Origin of the sequence: Chthonomonas sp., assembly GCF_035294165.1 — a bacterium.
GTDB lineage: Bacteria > Armatimonadota > Chthonomonadetes > Chthonomonadales > Chthonomonadaceae > Chthonomonas.
On record NZ_DATGLN010000156.1, the window covers coordinates 12,194 to 27,006 of the forward strand.

The window sequence follows — 14,813 nt, forward strand, 5'->3', positions numbered from 1 at the left end:
GATGGCTACCCATCCGCGTACGCTTGCCGACCCTCAAACGCTGGCGCGCATCACACGCCTGGAGCTACGTGCCCGTGCCGTTGTGGAGGGAGTTATCTCCGGTATGCATAAAAGCCCGCATCGGGGCAGCAGTGTAGAGTTCGCTCAACATCGAGACTACGTTCCCGGCGATGAGATACGCCACATAGATTGGAAGGTCTACGCCCGTTCCGACCGATACCACATTAAGCAGTTTGAAGAAGAGACCAACCTCAAAGCCATTCTAGTCCTCGACACCAGCGAAAGCATGAACTACAAAGGCCTTCGCTCTGCTCTGTCTAAACGCGAATATGCCACGGTTTGCGCTGCCGCACTGGCCGTCCTCCTTATGCGACAACGCGATGCCGTTGGTCTCGCGCTCTGCGACGATGGCGTACGTCAATTCATCCCCCCAGCCTCTACCTCCTCGCACATGCGCCTACTACTGGAGACCCTAGAACGCAAAGAGAGCGCTCCCAAAACCGGCATCGCCGATACTTTCCACGATCTCGCAGAACGGGTGAGGCGTCGCAGCCTTCTCATCGTCTTCAGCGATCTCTTCACAAATCCCGCCGATATCCTGCGGGGGCTTCAGCACTTCCGTCACAGAAAACATGAGGCCATCCTTTTCCACATCCTCGATCGTGATGAACTAACGTTCCCCTTCCGCGAAACAAGCCGTTTCGAGGGCATGGAAGGCGAAGACCCCCTGCTGATCGAGCCAAACGCGCTTCGCCAGGAGTATCTACGCACCTTTCAAGCCTATGTGGAGACTCTGCGACGCGGATGTCGTGAGCTAGATATGGACTACGTGCAACTGGTTACCGACCAACCGGTAGACATCGCTCTCTCGCACTATCTCGCCGAACGGATGGGTCAGACACGCTGATGTCTTTCTTGGCACCTGCTTTTCTCGGCGCCTTAACGCTGCTGGGTATTCCCATCCTCATCCATCTCATTCGACGGCGTCGCCTTCATGTCGTGAGATGGGCCGCCATGGAGTTTCTACGCCACTCACAACGTAAGCTCCGACGCCGCCTTCGCATCGAGGAGCTGATTCTGTTAGCCCTGCGTCTCCTCATCGTTCTCTTGGCCGTGCTCGCTTTTGCCCGGCCGGTGCTTAGGGCCGTCGGACTATCTGTGCTCGGTCAGAATGCCCATGTCTACGCCATCGTCGTCGTAGATAACTCGTTTAGCATGGCACAGCGCGTGCCTAACCAAAACACAGCCTGGGAGAGAGCCGTGCAGCAAGCCAAAACCATCCTTACCCACGTGCTTCGCCCCGGCGACGCCGTTAGCCTTCTCCTTGCTAATGATCATCCCACGGCGCTTATCGGCTCTCCAACCTACGACCTACGCCTCGCCTATGCCCGCCTCAACGCCGCAAAGCTCTCTACCCGCGGAACCGACTACCTCGAAACGGCCAAACAGATAGTGGCCCTCCTCAAAAAATCTCCTCTTCCCAACCATGAGGTCTACTGGATCAGCGATGATCAGGCCGATGCCTGGAAAAGCAGTCAAGCCGAATCGGCGCATGGCGTTTGGAAACAGCTCGGAAGCAAGGCGCGCCTTATATGGATATCGGTCGGCGCCCCGGCCTCCCAGCGCGATAACCTCGCCGTGCATATGGAGCCACTGGAGCGCGAACTGGTGACGCCCCATTTAGCGGCCCGTATCTCCGCAAAAATCAGCAACTATGGCACACGCTCTTACAACAGTCTGCCTATTGTGCTCCGTCTCGACGGTCAGCCGGCAGGGATGACGAAAGTGAATCTAGCCCCACACTCCTCATCTTTGGTGACCTTTACCCCCTACCTGCCGCAAGCAGGCATTCATGTGGGAAATGTTGAGTTGGCCGATCCCGAACACGCCGATAATCTTCCTCTCGATAACGTTGCCTCTTTCGTGCTGGAGTCGCGTGCGAACCTCAGGGTGCTTGTACAAGAGATGCAGCCGCAGAGCGCCACCTATGCCCTCGCGGCACTGGCACCTGTTGGCGGAGGCAATATCTTTCAGCCCACACATATTGAGGGTGAAAGCCTAGAGACCGAAAACCTCAGCAACTACCAGGCCATCATCATTACAGGCCTAACGCACCTCTCTGGCGATGAAGCCCACGCTCTTGCCGATTATGTACGTGCCGGTGGAGGGCTTCTTCTCTTCCCTAGCGAGGCAACCCAAACCGACGAGGTAAACGCGGTGCTTAAGGAGGCCGGTCTGCTGCCTGCCGCCTTGGGAAAAATCGTTCGCTTTCCCTACGAAAACGCCCAAACCCTCAACCCAGGCTCTATTGGCAACTATGCGCCGCTCGGCTTTTTTAAGGACACCTCCAACATCAATCTCGGTCTTGCCCGCTTCACCGCCTATCGCCAGCTAACCCCTCTTGACGATTCAAGTAACCCCGGCAGCATTCAAGTGGTGCTTCGGTTCGGCGATGGCTCACCCGCCCTGGTGCAGCGCCAGGTGGGTCGAGGCCAGGTGATGCTGGCCGCAAGCAGCGCCGACACCTCCTGGAACGACCTACCCCTCACCGCCAGCTATGTGCCCCTGCTCTATCAACTGCTGCTTGCCCTCAGTGCCAGTGCGGAGGTGCGGCATAACCTTGCTCTGGACATGCCTTTCCAGCTTCCTCTTCCGCTCTCGGCTGCAAACTCCCAAATCCGCATTACCCGCCCCGACGGCACCGTAGATACACGCACACCTGTTCTCGGCACCGAAGGCGCCGAACTGCAGTACTCCAATACCCAGATGGCCGGGGTCTACCGGGTTTCCGGCGGCTCCATCCATGAGGCCTTTGCGGTCGCCCTCCCCGAACAGGAATCGGATTTAACCTATGTGGCCCCCAACGCGGCCCTATCCCAAATAGGCTACCCTCTTGCACGGGCAGCCTTTGTAACGACCCCCGAGCAGCTAAGCACGGCCGTCAACCGTTCACGCTACGGGGTCGAGATTTGGCGTCTGCTGGTGGAGGCCGTCATCGTTCTGCTCTTTTTAGAAAGCTTCCTTGCCTGGAAATTCGGCCGCAGAGGGTAATTGTTAAAGACGAATCCGCATTCGCCAATACATCGCCTATAGTCCTTCGTGCTGGGCATTTGATCGCGAAAACCCAGAGGCAAGCACGCAGGTTGCGACGGGAGACCACCGACAGGCCTCACAACACCATAGACCACCTCATCATCAATTTGATCTACGAGAGGCCGCAGCGTCACCGGCGCGATGCCGACCGCGGTAAGCGCCTCTTCCTCTGTCAGTTGGAAGCGGAGGAAGTGCTCACACGTCAGACCGAAAAATTATCCAAAATCGGTGAAGCCATGCCTTTCCGCTTTTCGTCTTTCCATTGGTAGTAGATTATTGCAGTACCTGTTCGATCACTCTATAGGAGGAACTTGCAAATGTCTAAAAAGCCTATCTACGACCAGTCCTGGCGCCTTCTCGGCTACAACGACGAGAATGACGACGGCTCGGGCACCGTCTACGACTCCCTGTTTCGCGTGCAGGGCTATATGCAGTCCACCCCCGACAACTCGTCCAGCGTCACCGACGCCCTATTCGGTTATCGCGGTCGCATCCAACAGAGCGTTGACGGAAAGCAGGTCGGCTACGATTCCATGTATCGAGTCGTTGGATATTACGACCCGCAAACCAATAGCACATACGATGCCTGCTATCGGTTCGTAGGCTATGGCAACCTGCTTCCCTGGCTCATCTCACGCGGCTAAAGGCTCAGCCCACCAGCACCAAGCCCCTAACCGAATCGGTTAGGGGCTTCTCTATTTCTTCATCCGTTCACAGCAAATGCAGAAGGTGTCCAAAATCTGATTGACAAAATGTGGTATAATGGTTTCTAGTAGATTCGCCTACACGGTAATATTCTAACCGAAAGGAGGTCCGGCGATGGCAAAAGGCCTCACGGAAAAACAACAACAGATTTTGGACTTTATCGTCAAGTACATCGAAGAGAAAGGCTACCCCCCCTCTATTCGTGAGATCGGCAACGCCTTTAACATCTCCAGCCTGCGCGGGGTCACCGTTCACCTCGATGCCCTACAGCGAAAAGGCAAGATAACCCGCCTCAGCACCTCACGCTCCATTACGGTTGTGGGGCATACCGGCCCTTCTACCCGCCATCGAGAGTTTTCGCTTGTGCCTCTGGTGGGTACCATCGCAGCCGGTCAACCTATCACGGCCACCCAAAACGTTGAGGGCTATGTGCCTGTACCACCCAACCTGAGGGCGAGTGGCAATCTCTTCGCCCTCCGCGTACGTGGCGACTCGATGATAGATGCCCATATCCTCGATGGCGACATCGTCATCGTGAAGGAGCAGAACACGGCCAATAACGGCGATATCGTGGCCGTTCTGCTCGGAGACGAGGCCACCGTAAAACAGATACAGTTCACCCCACAAGGGGCTAAACTCATCGCTGCGAACCCGGCCTATCCTCCCATCCCCATTCAACGCGAGGATAGCCGCATTATGGGTAAGGTTGTAGGCCTCATCCGTAACTACGAAGGCACTCCACGGTTCTAAGGCGGTTGCATTTGTAGACGCGCGGTTCGTCTGTCAGAGGCACCGCCTGCTTATGCAAGTTGGCCATATAGGGGTAACCTGCTCGGTTACCCCTATTTTGGGTTTCCTCTGATCAACCACAGAAGGGTTTTGGCCTGCACAAAAGGACAGGCCTGGCCCTAATGCGTTATTTGCCCGATAAATCCTACCAACCACAGTTACCCTGGCCCCGTTGGATGTGGAAATCCGGAGCGGAGGACTGATTCAATCCACCTAACTTAGCGCCTTCGACTGTCACATGACTGAACTCGGCCATTCCGGTCGCATTGTCTCGGATCTCAATCCCGTATGTCCCCGCCCCGTGGATCGTCAGACCATCTACCGTCAAGTGGGAGACCCTGAATGGGCCGCGGATTTCAAACCCCTGGTAAGTACTGTCATTGACCACGTTTTCCCGAATCACAATAAGGGCGTTAATATCCTGTTTAATGGCACTGATCCAGATTCCTCCGAACGGCTCTTTCCCGTTGTATTCGTACCCCCCGGTGCGGTTCAACGTATTCCGCTCCACGACGACACGCCCCACAAACGGGTACATTGGAAAGTTAGTGCTGATGTTGATGCCGCCTCCAAATCCCATAGTGTCTGACAACACATTATCCGAGACGGTACTGTTTATCCCCCCGTATATGCCAATGTTGTTTGCAAGCCACGGGAGCTGCACGGTGTTGAAGCGGAACGTGTTGTCCTCGCTTGGCAGCTTCGTCTTGTATAGAGACGACCAAATCGCCAAACCGTCGTCTCCTGTATTACGCAGCTCTGACTGCTCCACCATCGAGTGGCTTGTCCCTCCGGCAAAATTGATTCCGTCGGCCATCGTATCTCGAACACGTACACCTACAATGTACAGATGGTCGGTGGGCCAATTAATCCACAAGCCACATTTCTTGTGTTCTATCCAAACATTCTGGATGATAGAATCCTGGCCCAAATTATCGTCAAAACCGTTGTCAGGCGCGCTGTCATCTCGGTGATTCGTAGTGCCCATAATGGCAAAGTCATAGCATTGGAAGCTTCCCCCTTCTCCTTCGAACCCAGCGTTGGGGCCTGTCAATACGGAGTACCAAGGGCCCGCTCCGCGGATCACCACTTTGCCACTGATGGGGATTCGACTGCTAACAATATTGTACTTGCCCGGTGGGATCCACACCCCTTTGCCCTCTGATTCGGCCTTAGAAATCGCCTCTATGAACGCCGGTGCCGCGTCCTTACCGCTGTTGGGAACTGCTCCAAACTGAGTAACGGACACGTAACCCATAGGCCGCGGATAGGGCTTTGGCACCTGTTCCATATCGATCAGGTCAATGAGGTACCAGGGCGCCTTATCGCCCGGATCGCGCTGAAGCCTGATAAGCGTGCCTGCCGGCAACTTCCGGCCTAGCAACATGTGTACCTCGTCGTAGAAGTGATGAGGATTTCCATCCGCCGGGTTTTTAGACCAAGGAAACGCTCCGTACACCCAGGCATACTTGGAGGTCAAGAGAACCTCACGGTCTTTGTGTCCATTGATGTAGAGACTAATAGATGCCGACATGCCGGTACCCGACGCGCTGTCCGGAATCGCGTAGCGAACATCTATTGCATTGGCCGGCTTCACCAGCCTGATCTGCACATACTGACCGGACTTAGCCAGCAGTACTGCACGCCGCCCAGATGACTCGGCTGCGTACGTGCCGTAATCTCTGTTAGGCCCTATGATGGTGCCATTGGTCTGTCCGTCCTCGGCCTCATATTCAACATAGGGCAAAGAAGCCCCGCGCGATACGTTGTCCGCCCCCAGTACCGAAATATCATCCAAGTGAATGCCGCCCGAGTCCCCTTTGTCAACTTCTAACCAAAACGTGTTCAACCCGGCGCGCATCGGGATGGACTGGCGTTTGGTTTCCCAATTTGTCCATTGGCCGGTGGGTGCGAATGACACTTGCCCAAGCGGCAATCCGTTTACGTATTCCGTTAGAGTGCCCGCAGCCTGGTTCCCGTTGGCGTATCGGATAGATACCGGATACCGTCCATCGGACGGCACAGCGACTGCGAATATAACACGACACTGCCCTACGTTGGAAGCATTGAGACCATCTACGTATCCCGTGCCGCGGTAACCCGTGTCCCTGTTATCTATGTGGGCACCGCCCATCAGCTCTGCCTGTTCCGCCTCCAATACGATCCCTGAGGGCGACAGCGAGGACGCCAGCTCCGCCCGTACCGGATGGGTAAGACCGGCCAACGATGTACGCACCGGCGATGGCATCGCCAAAGCTGCCAGCGTAATCGCGGCTACCACGATTCGAATGGATTGGATCATTTGACCACCAATAGTTTGATAACCCTCTACTGCTGAGCCGTTTGGGGTGAGAGAGCTTGTTTCCAGCAGCTTACCACACTCTGCCGATGGGCTCCAGAAGCTTACTTACTAGCCCCTTTGCTCCCAGATCGGGGGATGGGAGGATAGGAGGCGAACAAGATGGGCTTGCTTGGTTAACCTGCTCTTGAGCCGGAAGGCCGTCAGCCCCACCCCCTGCAGGGAGTGGGGAGACCGGCAAGTTCATTGTTGTTTTCCTTTGATAATCTTTCCTCTGGAAACTAATCATACTAGCCTTCTTTCTCCCTGATAGGGGGAAAGGACGGGATAGGGGGTGAACGAAATAGGCTTGTTCTGTTAACTTGCTCTAGAACCGATTTCATGATGGGGGTAACCCCAAGACCGATGGTGCTGCGCACTGCACCTTGCCCTCAAGGCCTATACCGGGGTCTCCAGAAAATCGAAAGATTTTCTGGGGAAAGGCGCCCTTCCCCTCATCCACAAGGACGAAAGGAAGGGATAGGGTGAACAAAGTCGGCCTGCTCCACAAACTCACTCAAGAACCGAAAACTTGCTCGCTAATCGCGACGCTGTAGCTCCATAAGCAACTGCAAAATCAGCCAAAAGAGGTTGATGAGGTCCAAATAGAGGCTGATAGCCCCCACAATCTCCTCACCCGGGTAAAGTCGGCGCATGATCAGCGAGGTGTCGTACAAAACGTAGCCCGAAAAGATCAACACCCCGATGATGCAGTAGAGGGTGTAGAGCGCCGCCACATGCACAAACATCATCACCAAACCGCCAATGACGAGGGCGATCAGCCCCACAAACAACATCCCGCCCAAAAACGAGAAATCTTTCCCAGACTGCAATGCATAGAGGGACAATCCTGCAAAAACCGCCCCCGTCAGCACCGCCGCCTCTAACGGAACCCCGGGCGCCACGCGCGAAACAAGCGTCATCAAGGGGCCGATGATCATTCCCTCTGTCGCCGAGAAGAGGTAAAACAGAGCGATGTTCAAACCGGTGGTACGGCGCGCAAACGCCATAATGATGCCCAGCACGAGCTGTACAATGAGCAGCGGCAGCAGCATGGGCATAAGCGTGGCGGCAATGGCCTGTTGCGCACAAAAAGCGCTTACCAGAATGGTCACAAGCACCGAAACAAAGAACAGCCCGTAGACCCGACGCACAAAGGTCGCTCTTACTTCCGCAGGCGCCTCGGCCACCGTTCCATAGGTGGGCACAAACCCATAGTTCATTACGATCCTCCTAAAAGCCACTTTTATATGCTAAGCGTATCTAGAACTCTGATTAAGTATACCGCCCCCTCGTAAATACGGTTCCCACTCTCAAAACCACATTGAGCAGGATTTCATTGCCCATAAGCAGAAGAGATAAGGTGTTAGGTAGGCAAAAACCTTTCAGGAGAAGCCGATGAGAGCTTACACCATGATGTTCGGGCTAGGTCTTCTGCTTGCCGGTGCCGCAATGACCTTAGCAGCCCGGCCCCACGCCGATTTCTATGTGGCCACAAACGGCAACGACAACTGGTCAGGGCGCTTGCCGGCCCCCAACTCGCACCGTTCCGACGGCCCCTTCCTTACTCTTCAACGCGCTCAAATGGCCGTGCGCACCTTCCGGCAACAACACCCCAACCTACATCGCCCTATCATCGTGCTTGTAAGAGGCGGTTTCTATACTCTCACAAAGCCGCTTGTGTTTACCCTAGAAGATAGCGGAACCGCCGACTCCCCAACCGTTTTCGAGGCCTATGCCGGGGAAACGCCTATTATTAGCGGAGGTTCCCTGCTTAAAAATTGGCACATGGAAGGGCCCGATCGTTGGACAACAACGTTGCCCGATGTCAAAAACGGCCAGTGGAACTTCTGCCAACTCTGGGTCAACGGCGAACGGCGCTATCGGCCCCGCCTGCCGATGAACGGCTACTATATCATTACTCAAGATGGAACCTCCTCCCCGACTGCTCAAGGGAAGGGGTTCGACCAATTCGGTTACGCGCCGGGCAGCTTCGACCCGCACTGGGCGAACCTCAACGATGTGGAGGTTATTGTGTTTCATACTTGGGCCGCCGGACGTTATCATGTTGCATCGCTCGATACGAACCATTCTATCGTCACTTTAGAAGGACACACTCCAGGAACCGAGTGGTGGGCGAGTTTCCCAAAGGGAAATCGCTATCTTATCGAGAATGTGAAAGAGGCGCTCTCCCAGCCCGGCCAATGGTATCTTGACCGCCCCACCGGTGTCTTGACCTATCTACCCAAAGCGCAAGAGCAATTACAGAGCGCCCAGATCGTCGCTCCTCGTCTCGACCAACTCCTCACCCTTCAAGGCAACCCCAACACCGACACGCCGGTCTCCTACCTGGTCTTTCGCGGGTTAACCTTTGCCTACTCCAACTGGAACCTGCCCCCAGAAGGCCATGATGCCCCCCAGGCCGAAGTAGACCTTCCGGCAGCCATCGAGGCGACCATGGCGCATAACTGCCTGTTCGACCGATGCCGCATTATGCATACCGGTGCTTGGGCTATCTCCCTTGGCGAAGGTTGCCAAAACAACCGCATCCAAAACTGTGCTTTAACCGACCTGGGTGCCGGTGGCGTCAAGCTCGGAGAGACGATGATTCGTGACCAGTCCCAGCTCATCGCTTCAAACAACACCGTGCAAAACTGCCTTATTGCCGATGGAGGACGCCTCCATCCGGCGGCAACCGGTATTTGGATCGGCCAATCCCCCTATAATCGCCTCATCAACAACACCATCGGCAACCTCTACTACACCGGCATCTCTGTGGGCTGGACGTGGGGCTATGGGAAGAGCCTTGCCCACGACAATCTCATCGAGAACAACCTCATCGAGAACATCGGCCAAGGCCTGCTCTCCGATATGGGCGGCATCTATCTGCTAGGCATCTCGCCGGGAACGGTTCTTAAACACAACCTCCTGCACCACATCCGTTCCTTCACTTACGGCGGATGGGGCATCTACTTCGATGAGGGCACCAGCGATGTGCTCGCAGAGGATAACATCGTGTACGACACGAAGTCGGGCGGCCTGCACCAGCATTATGGAGCCAACAACCGAGTAATTAACAATATCTTTGCCCTCAATCTCGAAGCCCAGCTTGTACGCACCCGCGCGGAAGACCACCTCTCGTTCACCCTGGAGCATAACATCGTCTACTATCGTCAAGGCACACTACTCGGTTCAAACTGGTCTGGCAACAACTACCATCTTGACTATAATCTCTACTGGAATGCCGCGGGGCAACCGGTTACTTTCGATGGCATGAGCTTTTCCCAGTGGCAACAAAAAGGACAGGATATCCACTCGCTCATCGCCGACCCTGAGTTTGTTGATCCAGAAGAAGGCGATTTCCGACTAAAGCCAAGCTCGCCCGCTTTTAAGCTTGGATTTAAGCCGATCTCGTTAAAAGGCTTCGGATGCAACCTTGATCCGCACGAAGTGGAGGCCGCCTTTCATACCCCAGCGGCTTTTCCTCTTCCCCAACTCGATGTGGGGCAACGACCATGAACGATCTGCCCTATGCGATGCTCGCCGCCGTCTATCGCGGGAAAGATAAAGTGGTGCTCGAACGTCTCCCGATTCCAACCGTCGGCCCAAAAGAGGTTCTTATTAAGATAGAGGCTTGCGGCATCTGCGGCACCGACCTCAAAAAAATTCACTTCGGCCTCGTGGAACCGCCTCGCATCTTCGGGCACGAGATGGCCGGACGTATCGTCAAAATCGGTGAGGAGGTGGAGGGTTGGGAGGTCGGCGAGCGCGTGGCGGTGGTACATCATGTGCCCTGTCTTTGCTCCGATTGTCCCTACTGTCGCCGTCGTGCTTTTGCTCAATGCCCGGTCTATAAGCAAACCGGCACCACCGCCGGGTACGAGCCGGCAGGAGGTGGCTTTGCCCAGTTTGTGCGCGTGATGGAGCGGTGCGTAAAACATGGCATGATACGGCTGCCCTCTAGCGTCACGGCGGAAGAGGCTGCCTTCATCGAGCCGCTTAATACCTGCCTAAAGGGTGTTCGCCAAGCCCACATCCAGTCGGAGGATGTTGTGCTGATTCTCGGTCAAGGCCCCATCGGTCTCCTCTATACTCAGCTCTGCCGTAGAGTGGGAGCGAGGGTGCTCGTGGTCGATCCGCTCGCCTCACGGCGCGCCCTGGCGCTACGGCTTGGCGCCGACGTCGCCTTCGCAACCACAGAGGAGGCCAAAAGCTATCTCACCCAAAACGCTCCAACCGCAGGGGCCGACGTGGCGATACTGGCCGTCGCCAACAGCAACCTCATTCAGACAGCGCTCGATCTCGTGCGTCCGGCAGGCAAAGCACTGCTTTTCGCCCAGACCTACCTGCAAGACTTTACCCAAATAGATGCAGGAGCCATCGGCATGCTCGAAAAACAGCTTCTAGGTTCCTATAGTGGCGACATCACCCTGCTCCAGGAGACCGCAGACCTTATCTTTCGGCATGACATAGAGGTGCAACCGCTTATCTCGCACCGCCTGCCGCTCTCAGCCGTTCAAGAGGCTCTCGCCCTCGCTTCCCACCCTAGCGAGAACACCCTCAAGGTGATTTTGCAACCATGGGCATAATGCAAGCGGCCGTTCTTTACGGGCCGGAGGATGTGCGGATCGAGGAGGTGCCTATAGGGGAACCGGCCGAAGGGGAAGTACGGGTGCGAATACATGCCGCATTAACCTGTGGCACCGACGTGAAGGTCTATCGCCGTGGGTACCATGCGCGCATGATTCGGCCTCCCGCGTTGTTTGGGCATGAGTTTGCCGGAGTCATCGAGGCCATCGGGCCTAACGTTCAGGGGTGGCAGGTAGGTCAGCGCGTTGTCGCTGCAAATTCGGCTCCGTGCGGCCGATGCCTCTTTTGCCGACGTAAACAACCGGAGTTGTGCCGCGATCTGCTGTTCCTGAATGGGGCCTATGCTGAAACCATCCTCGTGCCTGCTCGCATCGTCGCAACGAACCTTTTGCCCATACCCCCTCACCTCGATTTTTCGGAGGCGGCCCTTGTAGAGCCTCTAGCCTGTGTGGTGCACGGGTTAGAACGTCTGCCTATCTGCCCTGGAGAGAGCGTGGCGGTGCTCGGTCTTGGCCCTATAGGCCTCCTGTTTGTACGCCTTTGCGTTCTGGCCGGGGCGAGAGTTCTTGCCGTTGGGCGACGTGAGGGACGGCTTGCGCTAGCCAAAGCGCTCGGTGCCGACAAAGTTTTCGATCTCCAAGCGGGAGAGGAGGTTTTTCAGCACCTCAAAAGCCTCACGGAAGAGGGGCTAGGTGCCGACTGGGTTATCGAAGCCGTAGGTACCCCGCAGGCATGGGAGAACGCGATCACGCTGGCCCGGCCCGGCGGAACGGTGTGTCTTTTCGGCGGCTGCCCCGCCGGCAGCTCTATAGCTCTGGATACCCATCGCGTTCATTATGAGGAGGTCACTCTCACAAGTGCCTTCCATCACACACCTAGCGCCGTACGGCAAGCACTGGCCCTGCTTTCAGAGGGACAGATTCCCTCGCACCTCTTTCTACAGCATCGGGCTACTCTCTCTCAGCTTCCCGACGTGCTTGCCGGTCTGGCCAACGGCAAACTCGACGTTGTAAAGGTGGTCGTTACCCCCTAGAAGCGCTCGGACACGGATTTCGCCTGCAAGAAGAGACCTAGGTAGTCCGGGCCACCGGCTTTGCTGTCGGTGCCCGACATGTTGAAACCGCCAAACGGTTGTACTCCCACAAGGGCACCGGTGCATTTCCGGTTAATGTAGAGGTTTCCAACATGAAACTCGCGGCGTGCCCTCTCGATGTGCTCGCGGTTGTAGGAAAACAGGGCACCGGTAAGGCCGTATTCGGTGCCATTGGCGATCTCCAATGCATGGTCAAAATCTTCCGCTTTAATCACGGCAAGCACCGGCCCGAATATCTCCTCTTGAGCGATCCGAGCGTTCGGCGCCACATCCCGAAAGATGGTCGGATGAATAAAGTAACCGGTCTCGTCCGGCTCCGCAGGGTCTACCCCGCCCATAACAAGTTCCCCTTCCGTTTTGCCGATGGCGATATAGCTTTGGATTTTTCGGTAGGCGTCGGCATCTATCACCGCGCCCATATCTATGCCATATTGTGCCGGATCGCCCACACGCAACCGCCGTGCCTGTTCAATAACCTTCTGTAGCAACGGCTCATAGAGGTTTTTATGTATGATGAGGCGCGAGCAGGCGGAGCACTTCTGCCCCTGAAACCCAAACGCTGACCGTACGATCTCGGTAGCAGTGGTTTCTAGCCCTACCCCATCATCCACAATAATGGCATCTTTGCCGCCCATCTCAAGAATGGCACGACGCAGAAACTTTTGATTAGGCTGCACCGTTGCCACCCTTTGGTAGATATGTATTCCAACCTCCTTGCTACCGGTAAAAGCAACAAAGCGGATTTTGGGGTGCCCCGTTAACGCCTCTCCAACGGTCTCACCGGGGCCGGGCATCAAGTTGACGACCCCAGGAGGAAACCCCGCCAAATCTAACAGCTCCATCAACTTGGCCGCAATCACAGAGGCCTGCTCCGCCGGCTTCACGATCACCGTGTTGCCCGCTACCACCGCAGCCATCGTCATACCGGTGAGGATGGCCAGAGGAAAGTTCCACGGCGCGATCACGGCCCCAACCCCTAAAGGCAGATAGAAATAGACGTTCTCTTCGCCGGGGAAATCCACCGTGGGCTTGCCTTGTCCCCAACGAACGGCCTCACGGGCGTAATACTCCAAAAAGTCTATGGCCTCAGCCACATCGGCATAGGCCTCGCTCCAGCTTTTGCTGACCTCATAGACCATCCAAGCCGCAAACTCGTAGATGCGACGACGTAGAATAGCGGCCAACTTTACCAGGTGTCTTGCTCTTACCTCCGGCGATAGGCTAGCCCATGCCGGAAAGGCGCGTTCCGCCTCTAAAACCGCCTTCTCGACCAACTCCGGCGGGGCCGTACAGACCTGCCCCACAACTTGGTGCGGCTTGGCAGGATTGATGCTCACTAAACGCTCCGTGCTCTCGATGCGAGAGGTACCTAAATAGACCGGATAGAGCTTGCCCAACTGCCCCGCAACGGCCTGCAAAGCCTCTTCCATCTTCTTACGAGGGCGCTCTTCGCTGAAATTTGGATACGGATACTCGTTCTGGAATGGCGTAAACATGAGATCGGTTCCCTTTCTGAAAATAAATCTAAAAAAACCCTTCTTCCCTATCTACTAGACTCTCAAAAAGGCCTCCCCTGTTCCCGTGGAATTTTTATATAGTGCCTTCCCGGTCGAATGTTGCCGCGCACCAAAGCCCCTGCAGGCATCTCCACAACAACTCGCGTGCCCCAAATCGGCCCACAGATTCGCCACGGCTTTACATGCAGGGCCTTATGCACCGCAAGGCCGCTTTTGTCTAAAAAGAGGAGGTCAATCTCAAAGCGCATGCCAAAGGTGTGTACCCCGTTGCACGGCTCGATCCATAACCCCTCGCTCTCATCTAATCCCCTTTTGCCTAGCAGTCCAACCACCTGCTTCCAAAAAGTATCTGCAACATGCAAATTCTCTATCACCACGTTGCCGCTCTCTACTTCCAAAAGCGAATACAAAGCTTCTCCCATGCCATCAGTCTACCTCACGAAACCTTCTGGCCGCCGAAACCGGTGCGAAACTTCGATGATGTAGACCGACAGAAACCCATAGACTTGCAATAGATTGAGTCTCAACAAAACGTAGGACACGCTGCAAAAAAATTCTTCTTGACAAATTGGCATACAGGCTTTATACTTTTTTGATGACCACCGGGCATATACCGGAATTCGTTTCCTTCTTTAGGAGGACGTGTATGCAAATTAGAGGTCGTGTTAAGTGGTTCAGCAACGCTAAG

At 55.6% G+C, this 14,813-nt stretch carries 13 protein-coding genes; 9 read left to right on the top strand and 4 right to left on the bottom strand.

Going from position 1 to position 14,813, the window contains the following annotated elements; genetic code table 11:
- Position 1 precedes the first annotated feature (1 nt).
- From VKV29_RS07790 to lexA, 5 genes are all read left to right on the top strand, one after another.
- Positions 2-907: a DUF58 domain-containing protein gene (locus VKV29_RS07790; protein ID WP_324200744.1), complete on the top strand. Its 906-nt coding sequence runs from the start codon at positions 2-4 to the stop codon at positions 905-907.
- Entirely contained in the window at positions 907-3,051 is a 2,145-nt protein-coding gene (locus VKV29_RS07795) for a BatA domain-containing protein (RefSeq protein WP_324200745.1), read from the top strand. The genes VKV29_RS07790 and VKV29_RS07795 overlap by 1 nt, the downstream gene beginning before the upstream one ends.
- Positions 3,052-3,143: 92 nt before the next feature.
- Positions 3,144-3,362: a hypothetical protein gene (locus VKV29_RS07800; protein ID WP_324200746.1), complete on the top strand. Its 219-nt coding sequence runs from the start codon at positions 3,144-3,146 to the stop codon at positions 3,360-3,362.
- 48 nt (positions 3,363-3,410) lie between these two features.
- Positions 3,411-3,737: a hypothetical protein gene (locus VKV29_RS07805; RefSeq protein ID WP_324200747.1), complete on the top strand. Its 327-nt coding sequence runs from the start codon at positions 3,411-3,413 to the stop codon at positions 3,735-3,737.
- A gap of 175 nt (positions 3,738-3,912) precedes the next feature.
- On the top strand, positions 3,913-4,548 hold the full coding sequence (gene lexA, locus VKV29_RS07810; protein WP_324200748.1) for a transcriptional repressor LexA: 636 nt from the start codon (positions 3,913-3,915) through the stop codon (positions 4,546-4,548).
- 184 nt (positions 4,549-4,732) lie between these two features.
- Here lexA and VKV29_RS07815 read toward each other — a convergent pair whose 3' ends face one another.
- Positions 4,733-6,721: a glycosyl hydrolase family 28-related protein gene (locus tag VKV29_RS07815; RefSeq protein WP_324200755.1), complete on the bottom strand. Its 1,989-nt coding sequence runs from the start codon at positions 6,719-6,721 to the stop codon at positions 4,733-4,735.
- On the opposite strand from VKV29_RS07815, the gene VKV29_RS07820 reads away from it, so the two are divergent.
- Positions 6,690-6,893, top strand: a complete 204-nt coding sequence (locus tag VKV29_RS07820) for a hypothetical protein (protein WP_324200756.1) — start codon at positions 6,690-6,692, stop codon at positions 6,891-6,893. The genes VKV29_RS07815 and VKV29_RS07820 overlap by 32 nt on opposite strands.
- A gap of 571 nt (positions 6,894-7,464) precedes the next feature.
- Here VKV29_RS07820 and VKV29_RS07825 read toward each other — a convergent pair.
- Complete coding sequence (locus VKV29_RS07825; protein ID WP_324200749.1) at positions 7,465-8,148, bottom strand: Bax inhibitor-1/YccA family protein; 684 nt, start codon at positions 8,146-8,148, stop codon at positions 7,465-7,467.
- 175 nt (positions 8,149-8,323) lie between these two features.
- Here VKV29_RS07825 and VKV29_RS07830 point away from each other — a divergent pair, with 175 nt between their 5' ends.
- From VKV29_RS07830 to VKV29_RS07840, 3 genes are read left to right on the top strand one after another with little or no spacing between them, the layout of a single operon-like run.
- Positions 8,324-10,444 carry a right-handed parallel beta-helix repeat-containing protein gene (locus tag VKV29_RS07830; protein ID WP_324200750.1) on the top strand — a complete coding sequence of 707 codons (2,121 nt, stop codon included), beginning with the start codon at positions 8,324-8,326 and terminating at the stop codon, positions 10,442-10,444.
- Positions 10,441-11,514 (top strand): alcohol dehydrogenase catalytic domain-containing protein, encoded by a 1,074-nt coding sequence (locus VKV29_RS07835; RefSeq protein WP_324200751.1) that lies wholly within the window; start codon positions 10,441-10,443, stop codon positions 11,512-11,514. Before VKV29_RS07830 ends, VKV29_RS07835 begins: the two co-directional genes overlap by 4 nt.
- Positions 11,505-12,548, top strand: a complete 1,044-nt coding sequence (locus VKV29_RS07840) for a zinc-dependent alcohol dehydrogenase (RefSeq protein WP_324200752.1) — start codon at positions 11,505-11,507, stop codon at positions 12,546-12,548. Before VKV29_RS07835 ends, VKV29_RS07840 begins: the two co-directional genes overlap by 10 nt.
- Here VKV29_RS07840 and pruA read toward each other — a convergent pair.
- Positions 12,545-14,104, bottom strand: a complete 1,560-nt coding sequence (pruA, locus tag VKV29_RS07845) for an L-glutamate gamma-semialdehyde dehydrogenase (protein WP_324200753.1) — start codon at positions 14,102-14,104, stop codon at positions 12,545-12,547. The genes VKV29_RS07840 and pruA overlap by 4 nt on opposite strands.
- A gap of 62 nt (positions 14,105-14,166) precedes the next feature.
- Positions 14,167-14,547 carry a DUF192 domain-containing protein gene (locus tag VKV29_RS07850; protein ID WP_324200754.1) on the bottom strand — a complete coding sequence of 127 codons (381 nt, stop codon included), beginning with the start codon at positions 14,545-14,547 and terminating at the stop codon, positions 14,167-14,169.
- Between the last annotated feature and the right edge of the window lie 266 nt (positions 14,548-14,813).